General features: G+C 29.1%; 18 protein-coding genes. 7 read left to right on the forward strand and 11 right to left on the reverse strand.

Annotation, left to right across the window (positions count from 1 at the left end; genetic code table 11):
• Window positions 1-125 precede the first annotated feature (125 nt).
• From hpt to I4U58_RS05710, 5 genes are all read left to right on the forward strand, one after another.
• A complete protein-coding gene (gene hpt / locus I4U58_RS05690) occupies window positions 126-650 on the forward strand; it encodes a hypoxanthine phosphoribosyltransferase (RefSeq protein WP_195930068.1) in 525 nt (174 codons plus the stop codon).
• A gap of 260 nt (window positions 651-910) precedes the next feature.
• Window positions 911-1,816 carry a phosphatase PAP2 family protein gene (locus tag I4U58_RS05695; RefSeq protein WP_195930069.1) on the forward strand — a complete coding sequence of 302 codons (906 nt, stop codon included), beginning with the start codon at window positions 911-913 and terminating at the stop codon, window positions 1,814-1,816.
• 31 nt (window positions 1,817-1,847) lie between these two features.
• The gene (locus tag I4U58_RS05700; RefSeq protein ID WP_195930070.1) at window positions 1,848-3,077 is read left to right on the forward strand and encodes an NAD(P)/FAD-dependent oxidoreductase; all 1,230 of its coding nucleotides are present in this window, start codon (window positions 1,848-1,850) and stop codon (window positions 3,075-3,077) included.
• Window positions 3,078-3,244: 167 nt separating this feature from the next.
• The gene (locus I4U58_RS05705; RefSeq protein ID WP_195930071.1) at window positions 3,245-3,466 is read left to right on the forward strand and encodes an alpha/beta-type small acid-soluble spore protein; all 222 of its coding nucleotides are present in this window, start codon (window positions 3,245-3,247) and stop codon (window positions 3,464-3,466) included.
• A gap of 259 nt (window positions 3,467-3,725) precedes the next feature.
• Window positions 3,726-3,893 carry a hypothetical protein gene (locus tag I4U58_RS05710; RefSeq protein WP_195930072.1) on the forward strand — a complete coding sequence of 56 codons (168 nt, stop codon included), beginning with the start codon at window positions 3,726-3,728 and terminating at the stop codon, window positions 3,891-3,893.
• Window positions 3,894-4,001: 108 nt separating this feature from the next.
• On the opposite strand, the gene I4U58_RS05715 is transcribed toward I4U58_RS05710, so the two are convergent.
• The 3 genes from I4U58_RS05715 to I4U58_RS05725 form a co-directional block, all read right to left on the reverse strand.
• The gene (locus tag I4U58_RS05715) at window positions 4,002-4,475 is read right to left on the reverse strand and encodes a hypothetical protein (protein WP_195930073.1); all 474 of its coding nucleotides are present in this window, start codon (window positions 4,473-4,475) and stop codon (window positions 4,002-4,004) included.
• A gap of 514 nt (window positions 4,476-4,989) precedes the next feature.
• Entirely contained in the window at window positions 4,990-8,184 is a 3,195-nt protein-coding gene (locus I4U58_RS05720; RefSeq protein WP_195930074.1) for a heavy metal translocating P-type ATPase, read from the reverse strand.
• A gap of 24 nt (window positions 8,185-8,208) precedes the next feature.
• The gene (locus tag I4U58_RS05725; protein ID WP_207743832.1) at window positions 8,209-8,610 is read right to left on the reverse strand and encodes a metalloregulator ArsR/SmtB family transcription factor; all 402 of its coding nucleotides are present in this window, start codon (window positions 8,608-8,610) and stop codon (window positions 8,209-8,211) included.
• A gap of 272 nt (window positions 8,611-8,882) precedes the next feature.
• On the opposite strand from I4U58_RS05725, the gene I4U58_RS05730 reads away from it, so the two are divergent.
• Entirely contained in the window at window positions 8,883-9,680 is a 798-nt protein-coding gene (locus tag I4U58_RS05730) for a hypothetical protein (protein WP_195930075.1), read from the forward strand.
• A gap of 151 nt (window positions 9,681-9,831) precedes the next feature.
• Here the strand turns inward: I4U58_RS05730 and I4U58_RS05735 are convergent, their stop codons facing one another.
• On the reverse strand, window positions 9,832-10,806 hold the full coding sequence (locus tag I4U58_RS05735; RefSeq protein WP_195930076.1) for a M14 family metallopeptidase: 975 nt from the start codon (window positions 10,804-10,806) through the stop codon (window positions 9,832-9,834).
• Between the two features lie 300 nt (window positions 10,807-11,106).
• Window positions 11,107-13,401, reverse strand: a complete 2,295-nt coding sequence (locus I4U58_RS05740; RefSeq protein ID WP_195930077.1) for a hydratase — start codon at window positions 13,399-13,401, stop codon at window positions 11,107-11,109.
• Between the two features lie 225 nt (window positions 13,402-13,626).
• Between I4U58_RS05740 and I4U58_RS05745 the strand changes: the two genes are divergently transcribed.
• Window positions 13,627-14,757, forward strand: coding sequence for a DUF362 domain-containing protein (locus I4U58_RS05745; RefSeq protein ID WP_195930078.1), 1,131 nt, complete (start codon window positions 13,627-13,629; stop codon window positions 14,755-14,757).
• Window positions 14,758-14,866: 109 nt separating this feature from the next.
• Here I4U58_RS05745 and I4U58_RS05750 read toward each other — a convergent pair whose 3' ends face one another.
• The 6 genes from I4U58_RS05750 to nrdD form a co-directional block, all read right to left on the reverse strand.
• Window positions 14,867-15,739: a LysR family transcriptional regulator gene (locus I4U58_RS05750; protein WP_039905346.1), complete on the reverse strand. Its 873-nt coding sequence runs from the start codon at window positions 15,737-15,739 to the stop codon at window positions 14,867-14,869.
• Between the two features lie 118 nt (window positions 15,740-15,857).
• The gene (locus tag I4U58_RS05755) at window positions 15,858-16,256 is read right to left on the reverse strand and encodes a DUF2085 domain-containing protein (RefSeq protein ID WP_195930079.1); all 399 of its coding nucleotides are present in this window, start codon (window positions 16,254-16,256) and stop codon (window positions 15,858-15,860) included.
• A gap of 11 nt (window positions 16,257-16,267) precedes the next feature.
• Window positions 16,268-16,567, reverse strand: coding sequence for a zinc-ribbon domain-containing protein (locus tag I4U58_RS05760; RefSeq protein ID WP_007285707.1), 300 nt, complete (start codon window positions 16,565-16,567; stop codon window positions 16,268-16,270).
• 192 nt (window positions 16,568-16,759) lie between these two features.
• Window positions 16,760-17,104 carry a DUF5684 domain-containing protein gene (locus I4U58_RS05765; RefSeq protein WP_055088358.1) on the reverse strand — a complete coding sequence of 115 codons (345 nt, stop codon included), beginning with the start codon at window positions 17,102-17,104 and terminating at the stop codon, window positions 16,760-16,762.
• Window positions 17,105-17,273: 169 nt separating this feature from the next.
• On the reverse strand, window positions 17,274-17,774 hold the full coding sequence (nrdG, locus tag I4U58_RS05770; RefSeq protein ID WP_048926787.1) for an anaerobic ribonucleoside-triphosphate reductase activating protein: 501 nt from the start codon (window positions 17,772-17,774) through the stop codon (window positions 17,274-17,276).
• 15 nt (window positions 17,775-17,789) lie between these two features.
• Window positions 17,790-19,919: an anaerobic ribonucleoside-triphosphate reductase gene (nrdD, locus tag I4U58_RS05775; protein WP_195930080.1), complete on the reverse strand. Its 2,130-nt coding sequence runs from the start codon at window positions 19,917-19,919 to the stop codon at window positions 17,790-17,792.
• Window positions 19,920-19,994 lie beyond the last annotated feature (75 nt).

Raw genomic sequence — 19,994 nt, forward strand, 5'->3', positions numbered from 1 at the left:
CTAATAAAAACAATAAAATTAAATAATTTCTGAAATTTATTAATGTTATTAAAAAAAATATTTGTATTGATACAATTAAAAATAAAATATATAATAGAAACATATGTATATGCAGGAGGATAAAAATGTTTAAGATTACAAAAACAATGCTAACTGAAGAACAAATAAAAGCTAAGGTAGCAGAACTAGGCAAACAAATAGAAAAAGATTTTGAAGGACAAGATTTATTAGTAGTAGGTATACTTAAAGGAGCAAGTGTATTTGTTGCTGATTTAATAAGAAATATAAACTTAGATGTAAATATGGACTTTATGAGTGTTTCTAGTTACGGAAATGCAATGGAATCTTCTGGATCAGTAAAAATACTTAAGGACTTAGATGTTGATATAAAAGATAAAAACGTATTAATAGTAGAAGATATAATAGATTCAGGATTAACTTTAAGTAACTTAACAAGAGAATTACAAGCTAGAGGACCAAAAGCTTTAAAAATATGTACACTTTTAGACAAACCAGAAAGAAGAAAAGCTGATATACCAGTTGACTATGTTGGATTTGTTATAGAAGATAAATTCATAGTTGGATACGGAATAGACTATGCTGAAAAATATAGAAACTTACCATATATAGGTATAGTTGAAGATGTATAAGATTAAACTATAATTTTATACAATATTTGTATTAAAATAGACTGTAGAAATAATAAATATTAGTTCTACAGTCTATTTTAATATTTAATAAAAATTAACTTAAAATACCTTTAGATTAAAAAGATTTTCTTGTAAAATGTATGTATATATAGGAAATTGTAAATAATTTAAAAGATTTTTAAATAAATCTAAAGTGAAAATATATATTTATGTAATAATTTTATGTAAAATAGATGATAGTAAAAAGGGAAGGTGATAATATGGATATACTTTTATATTTTCAAAGTATAAGAAGTGATATTTTAACTACTATATTTACCGGATTTACAATATGCACAGAACAAGTAGCAGTTGTTTTAATTGCGGCGATAATGTATTGGTGTGTAGATAAAAAATGTGGACAGAGATTATTGTTTGCCGTTACAGGAAGTATAACTATAAACTCCGCATTAAAAAACTTTTTTAAATCACCAAGACCAATAGATAGTAAAAATTTACAATCTTTAAGAACTGAAACTGCGACAGGATATTCGTTCCCAAGTGGTCATACTCAAACTGCTACTACTGTTTGGACTGCCATTATAGACTACTTTAGAAAATGGTGGATAGCTTTACTTGGAATTATAATGATATTAGGTGCAGGGATTTCTAGGCTTTATTTAGGTGTTCATTGGCCACAAGATGTACTTGCAGGATGGATTATTGGAATATTAGTCAGCATAGTTTTTGTGAGACTATTTGATTATGTAGATCAAAATAAAAATTATTACATATTATTTTTAACTCTAATTGCATTTGCTGTAATAGTTTACTTCTTTATGGGAGAAGAGCTAGTAAAAAGTTTTGCTTTATATACAGGATTTGTATTAGGGTATATTGTAGAAGATAAATTTATAGATTTTAGCACGGAAGAAAGTAAGAAAAAAGCTAATATTTTTACAAATGCAAAATCAAAACCAAAATTAAGTACAAAGATACTTAGATTTATAGTTGGGATAATCACGCTAGGTATTGTATATGCTGCATTAAAATCTTTAGTAATATTACTTCAAATAGATACTATTGAAGGAATATCACTACTAGCTGATTATATAAGATATACTATAGTTGTATTTTGGGGAATTGCAGGAGTACCATTTCTATTTGAGAGATTTGGTTTGAATTAATTGGAATTTAATATATTGAGAGGATGATTTTTTGAAAAGAGTAGTAATTATAGGCGCTGGTGCAAGTGGAATGATGGCTGCAAAAGTTGCTGGAGACAGAGGATATAAAGTAACAGTATTAGAAAAGCAAAAAAGATGTGGTCAGAAGTTATTGATAACAGGAAAAGGTAGATGTAATATAACTAATAACTGTGAAATAGAGGAACTAATAGAAAATGTTCCGACAAACGGAAAATTCTTGTACAGTGCTTTTTATACATTTACAAATGACCAAGTAATAGACATGTTTAATGATTTGGGTGTTGAAACTAAAACAGAAAGAGGAAAAAGAGTCTTTCCAGTTAGTGACAAAGCTGTAGATGTAGTAAGAGCATTAGAAAGACAAATGAATAGTAATAAAAATGTAGAAGTTTTATTAAATTCCAAAGTAGATAAAATAATAGCAGAAGATGGAGCTGTAAAAAAAGTAGTTCTTTCTGATAAAAGAGAAATAGAGTGTGATAGTGTAATCGTTGCAACAGGAGGAGTTAGTTATCCAAAAACAGGTTCTACTGGAGATGGATATAGATTTGCCAAAAATTTAGGACATACAATAATAACTCCAAAGCCATCTCTTATAGGACTAGAAGTTATGGAAGATTATGTTGCTGATTTAGCTAAATTATCACTTAGAAATGTTAGTATAGAAGTTTATAATAGTAAAAATAAAAAGATATATGATGATTTTGGCGAGATGGAATTTACTAAATACGGCATAGATGGCCCTATCATAAAATCTGCAAGTTGTCGTATGGGAGATTTATCTAAAGATAATTATAAAATCGTATTAGATTTAAAACCTGCTTTAGATGAAGAAAAATTAGATAAAAGAATACAAAAAGATTTCCAAAAGTACTCAAATAAAAACTTCGAGAATTCTTTAAATGATTTATTGCCTAAACAACTAATACCTACAATAGTTAAATTAAGCAAGATAGATCCATATATAAAGGTAAATCAAATATCTAAAGAAGAACGAAAAAATTTAGTTCACCTTATAAAACATATAAGTTTTACAGTTAAAAATTATAGACCTATTGAAGAAGCTATAATAACTTCAGGTGGAATAAAAACTAGCGAAATAAATTCAAGTACTATGGAATCTAAATTAGTATCTGGGTTATTCTTTGCAGGTGAAGTAATAGATATTGATGCATATACAGGTGGATTTAATCTACAAATAGCATTTTCAACTGCATATTTAGCAGGTATAAACTGCTAAATAAAGCTTAAACATAATTAAATATATTTTAAATTAAAGTCTAAAAATTGAGATTCTTGTTTGGTACCAACTATTAAGAATTTTGTCACAAATTGTATGTATTATAAAACAAATATCTCATATAATACTACCAAGAAACAAAAATCACTAGAAAAGAGGTATTAAATATGTCAAACAATAATAATAATAACAAAACAGTAGTTCCACAAGCTAAACAAGCATTAAATCAAATGAAATTAGAAATAGCTAATGAATTAGGAATGGCTGATTATCAACAAGTTGACAAAGGAAATTTAACAGCTCGACAAAATGGTTATGTTGGTGGATACATGACTAAAAAATTAGTAGAAATGGCAGAACAACAAATGGCAGGTAAAGGACAAGTATAAACAACAATAATAGTAGAAAATAATTTAAAATAATAAGATTTTAGTGAAATAGAAGTGGTAAGCGCTTAATAATTTAAAGTGTTTACCACTTTATTAATTTTAGTATTAATAAAAAGAAATTATATTTTTGAATTATACACTTATATTTTTCTGCTTGTAGGTAAACATAAATAGGAGATATCTTTTATAAAGATATCAAATTTACTTATATATGATTAAGCTATAATCATTTAAATTTTAGACATAGGAGTGTATTATTATGGCAGCAGATTTTGAAAAAATAAAAAATGATTTTATAAATGCGGATTTGGATGAAAAAATACGTATTTATACAACAACAGAAGGACTTACAACAGAACAGTTTAGGGAATTATTAAAATATTATCCTATAAAATACTTATCAAAATTAGAAAAGGCATTGGGCTAGTAATAAAAACATATTACAAAATAAGAGCTGTTTTTATAGTATTTCATCAATTAGATTAAAATTCTAATAGAGAAAATGCAATATAAAAACAGCTCTTTTATTTATAATTTAGTTTGTTTTAGTTTTGCTTACGTATTTGTATATTTTTTCATTACCAATATCTATTTGATCAGTTTGAATATATTTTATAATAGCTTCAATGTCTTTTTTATTTAAATATTTTATAGGGATATTTAATGAACAGTCACTATTTTTAAGAATATTTTTCAAAAGTATCTGTAGAGAAACGGTAGATTTAATCGTATTTTTATTGTATTTAGACTCCATATAATTTTTAAAGTTTTCGTTTTGATTTTGCATTAAGGAGTTTATATAGTTTATATATGAATTTTGAAATTCAGCTTGGTTTATAACTGATTCATCTAAAATATCTAAAAGTATATTGTTTGCAAATATATTGTCAGCAAATTTTTCAGCAGTTAATTTTCCTGAGCTAATGCCTTTTTGATATTTCCTTATTACTCTTTTGGTCGTATTGTAAATTTGATTTCGTGTGTTTAAGTCTAATTCTTCTATTTGCATAATATTTATATTCTCATGATGTGTGAGAAAACCTCCTTTTTAGAATTTATTAATTGGATATTTATAAAACAAAATATGGCTTGAAATTTATTTAGAATAATAATTGTGCTACTTTTATTTTTAACAAAAAAAGACATTGCTATACATATATGTAAATATAAAAATTTAAGATTATGTGTAGTTTTTATATTTGTATAAAAATCATTTTTTAGTCAAAAATATGAATAAAAGGTATTATAACTTTCCCTTTGTATAGCTAATATAATTTATTATCTGTATTATAAATAAGGATCTATAATCCATTTTTATGTGATAAATAGTCCTTTTTTAATGTTTAATATTCTGTTTTTATTTGTAGATAATTTTGTAGATTTTAAGAATAATGTTTGTATGTAAATTGGTTTAATAATATATGTGATGTATTTATATCTTATAATACAAAAAGATTTGATAAAAATCAAATCTTTTTGTATTACTATTTTGTTATCACCATAAATTTTAGAATTTATGATAATTATTTTTCTTCTTTTATTCTCATAGCTCTCATTGCGTTAAGTACTGCTATTAATGCAACCCCAACGTCTGCAAATACTGCTTCCCACATGTTAGAAACACCACCTGCAGTTGCTGCTAAAACTATAACTTTTACAGCTAATGCAAATATGATATTTTGCCATACTATTCTACTAGTTTTCTTAGATATTGCTATAGCTTTTGCTATTTGACTTGGTTCATCATTCATTATAACAACGTCTGCTGCTTCTATTGCTGCATCTGATCCAAGACCACCCATTGCTATACCAACGTCTGCTCTTGCTAAAACTGGAGCGTCGTTTATACCATCCCCAACGAATGCTACTTTTTGTTTTTCTGTTCTACCTTTGTAGATTTCTTCTATTTTTTCTACTTTTTCATCAGGTAGTAAGTTTGAATAAACTTTATCTAATTTTAATTCACCAGCTACTGCATCTGCAACTTTTTTGTTGTCACCAGTAAGCATAACTGTTTGTTTTATTCCTATTTGTTTTAATTTAGCTATTGCTTCTTTACTATCTTCTTTTATTTCATCAGAGATTACTAAATCCCCTGCATATTTACCGTTTATTGCGATATATACAACTGTTCCTGTTTCTGTAACTGGAGTATATTTTATTTTATTAACGTTCATTAATTTTTCATTACCAGCTAAAACAGTTTTTCCGTTGTAGTTAACTTTTATACCATGTGCTGCTATTTCTTCATATTCACCTATTTTGCTTAAATCTAATTCTTTGTTATAAGCTTTAACTATTGATTTAGCTATTGGGTGATTTGAGTTAGCTTCTGCATATGCTGCATATTCCATAAGTTCATCTTCTGAAACATTTACTGCATTTACTTTTGTTACGTTGAATACACCTTTTGTAAGTGTACCAGTTTTGTCAAATACTACAGTATCTACATATCTTAATGCTTCTAAGTAGTTACTTCCTTTTATTAATACACCATTTTTAGATGCGAAACCAATTCCACTGAAGAATGTAAGTGGTATTGATAAAACTAATGCACAAGGGCAAGAAACAACTAAGAATGTTAATCCTCTTAATACCCAATCATACCAAACTGCTTGGCTTGATATATCTATTATCATTGGTGGTATTATAGCTATTATAGCTGCTAATGCAACAACTACTGGAGTGTAGTATTTAGAGAATACACTTATGAAGTTTTCTGTTTTTGCTTTTTTACTACTTGCATTTTCAACTAAGTCTAATACTTTTGATACTGCTGATTCACCGAAGTCTTTAGTTACTTCTATTGTTAATAATGCGTTTTTGTTTATGAAACCTGAAAGAACTTCGTCTTCTACATTAACGCTTCTAAGTACTGATTCACCAGTAAGAGCTGAAGTATCAACCATTGAAGAACCTTCTATTACTATACCATCAAGAGGAACTCTTTCACCTGGTTTAACTACGATTATGTCTCCTATTTCAACTTCTTCTGGATCTACTACTTCTATTTCATTTTCTATTTTTAAGTTTGCTATGTCAGGTCTAATTTCCATTAATGATGAAATTGATTTTCTTGACTTACCAACTGCTATACCTTGTAAAAATACACCTACTTTGTAGAATACCATAACACCAACTGCTTCTGATGTTTCACCAATTATGATTGCTCCAAGTGTAGCTACAGTTATTAAGAAGTTTTCATCGAATACTCTACCATTTTTAATATTTTTAACTGCTTTTAATAATACGTCTCCACCTACTACTAAATAAACTGCTATAAATGCTATTGTACTTATTAAATCTTGGTTTCCATGACCATGGCCACCACCTATAATTTGTTGAGCAAATGTTATAGCATATGCTATTACACCGACAAATAATCTTATTTTTTCTATTTTATCTTTATCAAATTTCTTTGTTACTTTCTCATTTAATGCTTTATTTTGTGCTTTTGAAATTCCTTTTACTTGTATATTTAAACAATGTTGAAGATTTTTAGCTATTGTTGCAACTTCTTCAGTTACTATTCTTCTTGATACTGTTCCATCTAGTTCTATATCTAATATACAGTTTCCAAAATCTAAAGTAGCACTTTTTACACCCGCAGATTTATTTGCTTCAAATTCTATTTGATCTGCACATTGTTTACATTTTAGATTTTCTAATTTTAATTTTAATTCTTTAGAAGTTCTGTTGTCGTGAACTTGTATATTAAGACCTGGTTCTGTTGTATCTATTATGTTTATTACTTTGTCTATAGTTAATTTTCTACTTGCCCCGTCTTTTAATTCAAAACTTAATTTTTTATTTACGAAGTTTAAGTTTGCTATTTCTACTTCATCTAAATCTGATACTTTTTGACCGATTACTTCTGCACAGTGTGCACAGTTTAATCCACCTAAAGTCATATCTACTCTTTTATTATTTCCTTTGCTTGATGCTTTTTCTATAACTTGAATATCAAGACCTGGTTCTGTTGTATCTATTATGTTTATTACTTTATCTATAACTAGGTTTCTACTTACTCCGTTTTTTAATTCAAAGCTTAGTTTTTTATTTACGAAGTTTAAGTTTGCCATTTCTACTTCGTCTAATGCTTCTACTTTTTGACCGATTACTTCTGCACAGTGTGCACAATTTAATCCACCTAAAATCATGTCAACTCTATTATCTTGAGCTTTTTTTGATTTTTTACTTTCCATTACTTTTATATCAAGTCCTGGTTCAGTTATGTCTATTATTTTTATTACTGTTTCTATTATAACGTCTCTATCTGAAGCATTTTTTAATTCAAAGTTTAATTTTTTATTTACGAAGTTTAAATTTGCAGCTTTTACTTCGTCTAATGCTTCTACTTTTTGGCCGATTACTTCTGCACAGTGTGCACAATTTAGACCTCCAAGTATCATACTTACATTTTTGTCTCCTTCTTCAGCATTTCCTTGTAACTTTTTATTTGTTTTATTTGCTGGTTTTTTAGTGCTAATTTGTAATGAAGAATCCATAGTTTTTATTAATGAAGATAATTCATTTATAATTGCACTTTCATCTTTTGATGAATCTATAGATAAAACTAATGATTTGTTTGAAGCATTTACATTACAAGATTTTACACCTGGAACATTCACAGCTAAAAGTTCAATCATTTCTGCTATATCTGTAGTCAATGAACCTTGAACAAATAATTGTTTTTCAGTCAAAGTTGTTGTACTCATATAATTCCCCTTCTTTCTCCTTTATTAACGTTTATACATTTCTTCAATATGATGTAAACCATAGTCAAATATTTTTGTTATATGGTCGTCATCTAATGAATAAAATACTGTCTTTCCTTCTTTTCTGAATTTAACAAGTCTTGCTTGTTTTAAAACTCTTAATTGATGTGATATTGCCGATTGTGTCATTCCTACTAACTCAGCTATATCACATACACACATCTCTTCTTTAAATAATATAAATATTATCTTTATTCTTGTTTGGTCTCCCAAAACTTTAAATAATTCAGCTAAATCCACAAGCATATCCTCTTCTGGCATATTTTCTCTTACTGTCTCTATGATGTCTTGATGTATGTGTTTAAATTCACACTCAGCTATATTTTCTCCATTATTGATGTCAATATTTAAGTTATTATCTTTCATATATTACCTCCAAATCATATTAATATATGAATAACTGTTCATATATTAATAATAATATTTTTATATCTAATTATCAAGATATTTTTAGAAGTTTTTTTAATTTCTTCTATTCCATTTCATTATCCTTAATTTAAATACCCAATATTATAAATCTAAATTGAAATTTACTACTTTGTAAATTTTAACTTTAAACATATATTTTTTATTAATTTAATATATATATTATTAGAAAAATTGTTAATTGTTTCATAGAAATAGAAAGGAGAATCCATATGAGTAACAATAATAGAAATGACAATTCTAAACCTAATTATATATATCCTCAGCCTTATATAGACCCAATGGTTTATTTAAACCCTTACTATTCAAATGCTACAGGATACCAATATAATAGTCAAGGATATGTTGAATATCCTAATAATACCGGATACATTGATTATTCTCAATTTAATGATAACCAAACTAATGACTCTACTGATCAAAACTTAATGAATAATAATACTGATAACGCAGAGGAGTATACTAATATTCCATATGACGAAGATTTTAATATACCTTCTATTCCATATTTTCCACAAACAAATATGCCTAACTCTCAACAAGGTATGCCTAATATGATATTGCCTAATCAACAGTATCAATCTTTGCCACCAAATATGGAAAATCAAGGTGTTGATAATAATCTAAATCAGCAAGTTCCACATCAGCAACAACCGCAATCTCAACAACAACAAATGCATCAAATACAACAAAATCAAATGCAACAACCACAGATGCAGCAACCATCACAAAATTTAAATCCACAAAATATGCAAAATATAAATTATCAAAATCCAAATATGATGAATCCTGGTATGCCTTATGGAGTTCCTATGCAACCAAATATGATGGGAGGGTATATTCCTATGCCAAAACCACCAATGTATCCAGTAGGTATGTTCCCTAATATGTATCCAGAAATGCCACCTAATATAATGTATTATCCTAATTATCCTAGTTATCCTTTTGTAAATGTATCTCCTGGTATGCCTAGTGTAAATATGGAAGAATTTGATGAAGAGGAAATGTAAATAATTATAATATGTTGGAGATTATACATTATCTACAAACTAGACAATGTATAATTTCCTTAGAATTAAAAAAAAGGAAGTAAATTATAAAATACTATAATCTACTTCCTTTTATTTTCCCTTAATATATTTTTATCTTTAATCTTTTTATCTATAATAGTACTGAATGTTCTACTATTCCACAAGCGGCAACATTATCGCCTTTTTTAATTGATAATCCGTAATGATTATACATTATACGACAATCTTCTAATGCTCTATATTCGCCGATTACATTTCCAAAAAAGTCTTTTACAGTACCGATTAATCCACCTTTTTTAACAAACATACCTGGTTCAATACGTGGGAACCATACGCCCGTATGTTGTGATTCGATGTAGTCCGTTTTCATCCATACTATTCTTTCTACTTCTTCTGGTCTATGAGTTATTTCTAATACATTGAAATGGTCTAATAATAAGTATATATCTTGGATAAATCCTTCATAATCTTCTTTTTCGCAAGTATTATTGCAACCTCTCTCAACTAATATACCTGGTATACCTTTTGATGCTGCATAGCTATAAAAACCATCTTTTGATCTCGATGCAATTAAGTGTTCTATTGCTATATTTGATGCTGCACCCATTGATATTTTTGATACTTCGTCTCCTGCTGCTACAGGGAAGAATAGACAAGATGCCATTTGTTCCATAGCTGAACCACTGTGAAGGTCCATAATAAAATCTGCTATTGGCATGATTTCATCTTCTAAAAATGACATTATCTTTCTACTTATTGTTCCATTTTTATCTCCATAAAAATCTCTATTAAGATTCATTCCATCCTCTGGAACTATGGAGTCAGTTCTTTCTGTAAAACCGCTAGAATTTAAGCAATGTATTATCACAATACGTCCGTTTACTTTTTTAGGATCTATCTCAGCTGCTGTCGTCATACATGCAACAACCCCTGGAAACTCACAACTATGTAATCCACCATTTATAACTATTGTCTTTCCTGTATTTTCCCCATTTATAATCGTCGTAGGTATTTCGTAATCTTCACCATATGGACGAATCATTACTTGAAGTTTTTGACCTGCCTCAATTTGCTTGCCTAAAAAGTTCCAAGTTTCATTTCTCATATTTTGCCTCCCAATTTCACTATTACTTTTATAATATATTTCTCACTTTTTATCTCATTATTATATATTAATCTTATTTTTATATTTTAAATATTAATTCTTACTTGATAATTATTATTATCATTTTAACTGTTTATATATTACCATAAATATATTATGAAAAAAACTCCTATTTTGTCTAAATTTAATAACAAAGTGTTATCACGCATAATCTTCTTTGGATTTATATAATATTTTTAGACATTAAATAAGGAAATGCTACAGTATTTGTATCATTTCCTTGTTTAAAACACGTATATATTATTTGTTTTCTTTTCTGTTTCTATTATAGTTAATTAAACAACCAGCCTTGACTATTGCTTTTTCATCATCTGTCATATCAGTTATATATAAATCTAGTTCAGTTATCTTATCTGAGATAACATATGCTTTTATATTGTCCATATTGTTGTCTAATGCTTTTCTTATATTTGGAACAAATATATAATCTCCAACTTCAAATTCTGCATCTGCCTTCATTTGGAATGGAATCATACCCCAATTCATTACGTTTGAGCGATAACGTTTAGTTGCATATTCTTTGCATATATTTGCAAGACCTCCCATTACTCTTTGGCAACTAGCTGCTTGTTCACGAGCAGAACCATCACCTGGCTTTTTAGCATAAATCATACTTCCAATTTCGATGTCATTAGTATTTTCTATTTTAAAGTTTTCTTTTATTTTTTTATAAACATTATTAAGATTTTTATCTAGTGTTGTTGGGTCTTCCCCTTTTAATCTTGCTTTTTCTACTTTATCTACTTCTTTTGTCTTTCCTACGTATTCTGGGTCTCTTCTTGATAATGCAAATTCAGCTAATTTCAATGGATTAGATCTAAATGCTGAAGTTTCTCCTGATGGAATCAGTTCATCAGTTGTTGTAACTTCATCTAGTATTTTTGAGCATACTTTTAATAAAATATTGTCAGATAATGGACTCATTTCTGGCCAATCTTTTATATTTGGACCATAAACTAGATCTAATTTGTTATCACCTTTTCCAAATCCTTGATACACTCTACTTCTATATGATGAATCATCAAATTTATAATCAGGTATATTTTCTTCATTTACTAAATCAGTCGCCGGTGTTAAAATTCCTCCATTTGCTGCAGTAGCTGCTATACTTCTAGCATCCATCAATGCAACAGATGACATTTGGCCGTTTCCTGGTTTAGAACCTTCTCTGTTAGGGAAGTTTCTTGTAGTGTGTCTTATGCTTAATCCATTGTTTGCTGGAGTATCTCCTGCTCCGAAACATGGTCCACAGAATGCAGTTTTAATTGTTGCACCAGTAGCCATTAATGTTGATATTGCACCCTTTTCTAATAAATCCATAAATACTGGTTGAGAAGATGGATATACTGCTAATGAAAACTCATCATTTCCACAGTTTTTGCCTTTTAATATTTCAGCAGCTTGCATAACACTTGTGTATGTACCACCTGAACATCCTGCAATTATACCTTGTTGAACTTGTAGTTTTCCATCAACTATTTTATCAGTTAAACTGAATTCTATTTCTGGATTATCTATTAATTTTTTAGCATCTTCTTCTACTTTAGTAAGTATTTCTTCAAGATTTGCGTTTAATTCATCTATTTCATATACATTGCTTGGATGGAATGGTAAAGCTATCATTGGTTTTATTTCACTTAAATCAACATAAACTAATCCATCATAATAAGCGACTTCTTTCGGATTTAACTCTTTATAATCTTCTACTCTGTTGTGAGCTTCTAAGAATGCTTTTGTATTTTCATCAGTTCTCCATACTGAAGTTAAACATGTAGTTTCAGTAGTCATAACATCAACACCATTTCTATAATCAGTGTCCATTGATGCAACCCCTGGTCCTACGAATTCCATTATTTTATTTTTAACGTATCCGTTTTTAAATACTTTTCCGATTATAGCAAGGGCTATATCTTGTGGACCAACGCCTGGGTGAGGCTTGCCTTCTAAATAAATTGCTACTACCTCTGGATAGTTTATATCATAAGTATCTTCCAATAGTTGTTTTACTAACTCTCCACCACCTTCACCTATCGCCATCGTTCCAAGAGCTCCGTATCTAGTGTGACTGTCTGAACCTAATATCATTTTTCCACATCCAGCCATCATTTCTCTCATATATTGGTGAATAACTGCTATATGTGCAGGAACATAAATTCCACCGTATTTTTTAGCTGCTGATAAACCAAACATGTGGTCATCTTCATTTATAGTTCCCCCAACTGCACATAGTGAATTATGACAATTTGTAAGAACATAAGGTATAGGGAATTTTTTCATTCCTGATGCCTTTGCAGTTTGGATTATACCTACATATGTAATATCATGAGATGCCATTGCATCAAATTTTATTTTTAATTTATTCATATCAGAAGAAGTATTGTGTGACTCTAATATTGAATATGCTATTGTCCCCTTTTTAGCTTCTTCTTTATTAACATTCTTCCCAGTTAGTTTTTCTACTTTATCACTTTCTGATTCTTTTATTATTGCATCCCCATTTACTAGGTATACACCTTCATCATATAATTTAATCATTTCTCAATATTCCCTTCGACTTTATATTAATATTTTTATTTGCATTTTGAATAAGCTTCTATATAAAAGATACTCCGTTATTCATTTAAAGTCTAATATAGTTTTTTTATATATATTATTCCAAAAAGTAATAACATATTTTTGATGAGTTTTCTTGACTTGAAGTCAACTCTAAACCTTATAATAAAATGTAAGGAAATTTATTATAAAACAGGGGGAATTATAATGACTAAATCAAAAGTATATTTTACAGATTTTCGTACAAAACTTGGCGAAGGTCTTCCAACTAAATTAAAAAGATTAATAAAAGATGCTGGTATTACTGATATTGATATGGATAACAAATTTGTAGCGATAAAAATGCATTTTGGGGAGCTTGGTAACTTAGGATTCTTACGTCCAAATTATGCAAGAGCCGTTTCAGATGTTGTTAAAGAACTTGGTGGACATCCATTTTTAACTGACTGTAATACTCTATATCCTGGAAAAAGAAAAAATGCATTAGAACATTTAGAATGTGCATGGGAAAATGGATTTACACCACTGACTGTAGGATGTCCAATATTAATAGGAGATGGATTAAAAGGAACAGATGATGTAGAAGTTCCAGTTGATGGTGGGGAATACATAGAAAAGGCAAAAATCGGTCGTGCAATAATGGATGCCGATGTATTTATAAGTTTAACTCACTTCAAAGGTCATGAAACGACTGGTTTTGGTGGGACTATAAAAAATATAGGTATGGGATGTGGTTCTCGTGCAGGCAAAAAAGAACAACACAATGATGGAACGCCAACTATATCAGAATCAAAATGTCGTGGATGTAAGAAATGTCAAAAAGAATGCGCTAATAATGGATTAGTTTTCAATAAAGAAACTAAAAAAATGAGCATAAATCCAGATACTTGCGCAGGATGTGGTCGTTGTATCGGTGCATGTAACTTCGATGCTATATCATTTGAAAATTACACAGCAGTTAAAAATCTAAACTGTCGTATGGCTGAATACACTAAAGCTGTAGTAGATGGACGTCCAACATTCCACATTTCTCTTGTTGTAGATGTTTCTCCAAACTGCGACTGTCATGCTGAAAATGATGCGCCAATCTTACCTAATATAGGTATGTTCGCATCATATGACTTACTTGCTTTAGATCAAGCATGTGTCGATGCATGTATGAATGCTACACCAATCAGAAATAGCCAATTAGGTGATAATCTTGCAAAAGAAGATTTCCATGACCACCATGACCATTTTACAAATTCCACTCCAGAATCAGAATGGAAAACTTGCTTAAGTCATGCTGAAAAAATTGGACTTGGTTCTAGAGACTATGAACTAGTTGTTATAAAATAAAAATTTAAAACTAAAATATCACTTTTAATATAATATATTTTTAAATAGGTCAGTAAAATTGTGAATTTCTAATATAGAACAAATGAAATAAGGGAGTATATCAATATGATTACTCCCTTATTTCTATATTATCTTTAATAAATTTTATAAAATTATTTACAACACTGCTCATCTGTTTTCCCTTTGGATATACTAGCCAGGTGTTTCTTATTATACTATTACCATCATCGTCTAATATCGGTGTTAAACAAAGGTTATATACTTTCTCAAAACCTTCAGGCAGAAAACAACATGCATATCCAAGCCCCTTATCTACTAACTGCCACGCAAATTCTACATATCCAGCAAACATTCCTACTGGCGGATTATTCCCATATGTATTTTTCCACCATTCATCCAAAATTTCTTTACTCTTATCATTAGTTTTATAATCAATGCGCTGCATTTGTGGCAACTTCATTAAATCAATTGGATCTTTTGATACTATGTAAGCTTTATTTTGTTTAACCAAAATCTTATCTACATCACCTTCAAAGTCACCACATACAAATCCCAACTCTATGTGGTTTTCTAATATCATCCTAAATAAATTATTGCTCTGGTCATTTATAATTTCAAACTTTATATTTTTATGTTCTTGTGAATATCTATATAACACATCTGTTAATTCAAATTTGCTATATGTGTAAGGTGAACCTATTTTAATTGTTCCTTCTAATTCAGTTTTATAAGTATATAGTCCATGTTTTACGTCTTTTATAAATTCCATGTACTCCTTAGCTCGCTTCGCTAGATATTCTCCCTCTGGAGTAAATTTCACCCCTTTCGAAGTACGATTTATTATTTTAACTCCAAAATCTTTTTCCATACTTTTAACCCTTTTTGTAAGAGATGGCTGACTTATATACAACATATCTGCTACTTTTGTCATATTTGGTGTTTCGTACAATCTATATAATATCTCCCAATCTGTATCTTTCATTATTTGCTCCCCTTTTTGCAATAATTTATACTACATTTTTATTTTATCAAAGTAAATTAACACATACAATATAATTAAAAAGGTAAACTCACTTAATAATTCACATCACTTTAATTATTTATCTTCTAAGCCCTATGTTATATTTTGTTCCTATATTTACTCCAAAATTGAATACAATTATAGTCGATATAACAAAAAGCATAAAGATACCATACCCAAATAAAACTCCTGTAATAAATCTTCTTATATTATTACTTTCATAAGAAGTTAATGCTTGTGTAAATCCATCTATGATTAATGGAATCATAATAATAAATGATGCTTTAGCAGTTAATCTAAAAAAGAAACAACAAATCAAGGCAAAACATATACCTACAAATTCGCCTGTACATCTTGCACATATCGGAAATTTTTGCCCTTTATAATAAAATGATCTATCATCTCTGCAATGGCATCCAAAAATAATTGGAAACCACTTATAAATCCATTTTTTTGAATTAGAAAGAAGTAAGTCCACGTCTTACACTCCTAATAAAAAAGGGAAGCACCTAATATAAGTACTATAAGATAGTACACCGCTGCTATTCCCACTGCTACTAAAGCACCTATCCCTGCTGCTTTAGCTGTTTTAGGTTTAGTATCTTTCCAAACTAAGAACAAAACAAGTCCAACGATAGGAACACAACAACCTAAAAGTCCCCATAAAAATCCACCATTATCAACAACTTCTGGTGTTGTTGGTGCTATTTCTTGCTGTTGTACACCACAAGATGGACATATAACTGCCTTGTCATCTATTTCTTTCCCACAATTTTTACAAAAAGCCATTTTCTTTCCCCCTCAAAAATAAATACTATGATTTCTCTCTAGTAATAAAAATATCCATTTTGCTATCATATTAATACATTTATATTCCAAGACGTAATTAAATATTCCCATCCATAATTTTAAAAGAAATGAAATTTTGTATATATAAAAAAGGTATAGATTCATCAGGAATCTATACCTTTTACTATCACTTTACGCAACGTATACTCTATTTCCATTTGGTCCTATATACTCATTATCGCTAAAAGCTAATATTATGTAGAATACTGGTCTTAGGAAGAATAATCCTAAACAAAATCCTAAACCTTTATCAAATGATTTTGCTAATTTATACATACACATAAAATCAACTATTACGCCTACTAACGGAATAATCGTAGCTAAAAATACCCATCCATTCCCCCAGGCAATTTTGAAAAGGCAATAAGAATTATATATTGGTATAATACTTTTCCATCCAGCTATCCCTGCTTTTTGGAAAACTACCCATTGTGCAGCAACTGTAAGTATATAAAATAATATTGCTATTAATCCCATTCTATTTTCCTTCCTTTGTTTTTTATTGATTTTATTATATTATAATTCCTTATAAAGGGTCAATATTACCCAAAAATATACATATATAGATATATTTATCATAAAATATTCATAAAAAAATACTAACTGTTCTAAAACGTCAGTTAGTATTTTTCATTTTATTTTTATATTAAGCTTCTACCAAAACTATCTTTTCCTCAGCTAAACTCTTTTTCACGTCTATAACCCTTTGGTTAGAAGAGCCTCTCATTGTAAGAGATAGGTTTCTATTTTCCTGTTGAAATGGTCCATCAACTAAAACATCTAAATATTTCAGAACTTCCTTTTGTCTTTCTGTAAAATCATCTACAGTATAACCCGTCCACATGTAGATTTTTTTGTTTGGAAATTCTTCTTTAAATCTTTTGCATACTTCTATTACTCCATCTACATTTTCTGGACATAATGGCTCGCCCCCCAGAATCGATAGATCTCTTTGTACGCTATTTTTGTTGATATTTTTAAGTATATAATCTAAATCTTCTTTTCTGAACTCTTTTCCGCTATTAAAGTCCCACGTTTCTCCGTTAAAACAGCCCTTACAGTGATGTGGGCATCCTTGAGTCCAAAGCGACATAGTTATACCTATACCATTTGCTATATCATTATCTTTTATTTTTGAAAACCTCATTAAAACCACTCCATTTTATAAGTGTAAAACTCTTTGGCTTATTTCTTGTGTACGTCCTTTACCCCACATGTTAGAACCGATATAACCACAAGTTCTTCTCATAACTTGCATTTCATCTTTATCTTTGTTTCCACAGTTTGGACAGTACCATTGCATATCATCATCTAATTTTATTTCTCCAGTGTATCCACATTTGAAACAAACATCTGGTTTTGTATTTATTTCAGCATATTGGATATTGTGGTAGATGTAGTTTATTATTTGTTCAACAGCAGGTAAGTTTTTACTCATATCTGGAACTTCTACATAACTTATGCATCCACCTAAACTTATATCATGGAATTGACTTTCAAATTTTAATTTTTCAAATGCATCTATTTCTTCTGTAACATGAACATGATATGAATTTGTATAGTACATTCTATCAGTTACATTTCTTATTTCACCGAATTTTTGTTTGTCTATTCTACAGAATCTTGAAGTTAAACTTTCTCCTGGAGTTCCATATAACCCAAATCCAAGACCTGTTTCTTTCTTCCATGAATCACAAGCGTCTTTTAAGTGGTTCATTACTTGAAGTGCGAATTCTTCACCTTCTTCAGTAGTGTGAGAAACACCAAGCATTGCTTGTGTCATTTCATATATACCCACATATCCTAAAGATAAAGTTGAATATCCATTTTTTAATAATGGATCTATTTTTTCTCCTTTTTCAAGTCTAGCAATTCCACCATGTTGCCAGTGAATTGGTGATATGTCAGAAGAAGTTCCTAATAATAAATTATGTCTAACCATTAAAGCTTCTCTACATAGAGATAATCTTTCGTCTAACACTTCCCAGAATTTATCCATATCTTTATTTGCAGTTAATGCAACTTGAACTAAGTTAAGACTTACAACACCTTGATTGAATCTTCCGTACCATTTATAGTTTCCATTTTCATCTTTCCAGTTACTTAAGTGAGATCTACATCCCATTGGAGGGAAAGTTTCACCATCGTAATTTCTTCTCATTATTTTTGCACTTTGATAATCTGGAACTAATCTCTTAGTATTACATTTTGCTGCTAATTTAGTTATATAATCGTATTTTCCACCTTCTAGACAGTTATGTTCGTCTAGTAAGTAAACAAGTTTAGGGAATTCTTCTCCTATTTCTTGTCCTCTATAGTTTTTCATACCTTCTAATCTTTGTAATATCATCTCTTCACATATTAATGCTTCTTCTCTTTCGAACTCTCCGCCTTCTTCTATTTCAAGGTAGATTGTTGAGAAAGGTGATTGTCCATTACTTGTGTGCAAAGTAGATAATTGGTATCTTATTGTTTGTATACCTGATTTTAGCTCTTCTAACATTCTATCTTCAGCTAATTCATGTGCCATTTCTAAGCTATATTTTTCTTTATATTTTTCAAAATATTTATTGTATGAAACTCTTAAAAATGGTGCTATATGTTTTATAGTTATTGAGTTTCCACCGTATTGTCCACTTGCTATTTGTGCTATTATTTGTGTTGTAACAGTACATGCAGTAGCAAATGATTTTGGTGATTCAACTAATTTATTATTTATAACTGTTCCATTAGTTAACATATCTTCTAAGTTTATTAACATACAGTTGTGTATCGGTTGTATTGCGTAGTCCATATCGTGGTAATGTAGTACCCCTTCATCATGAGCTTGAACAATATGAGCAGGTATTAATTTTCTTCTAGCTATATCTTTTGAAACTTCTCCTGCCATTAAATCTCTTTGAGTAGATGCTAATTGACCGTTTTTGTTTGAGTTTTCGTTTAAAACATCTTCATTACTTTTATCTAATAAACCTAGTATACTGTCATCTGTTGTATTTACTTCTCTTTTGAATGATTGTACTGCTCTATAACCTTCATAAGCTTTTGCAGTTAATTCTTGTTTATGATCTATTAATTCTTTATATACTAACTCTTCAACTTTAGAAACTGTCGGAGAAGGCGAACCTTGTAAATATATCTTTTCTATTTCTTCTGCTATATCTTTTGCTATATCTTCTTCTAATACACCACTACCGTATTTCATTGCTTTTAATATAGCATTTTCTATCTTTAATTTATCAAATTCTGCTTTGCTTCCGTCTCTTTTAATTATACTTAAATTCGCTGACATTATTATCTCCTTCTTCTATATAGTATTATTATTTCATTAAAGTTTTTTGTATTTATTTTTTAAATTGGTTTCTAT

Origin of the sequence: Clostridium sp. 1001270J_160509_D11 (assembly GCF_015667935.1) — a bacterium.
Classification (GTDB): domain Bacteria; phylum Bacillota; class Clostridia; order Peptostreptococcales; family Peptostreptococcaceae; genus Intestinibacter.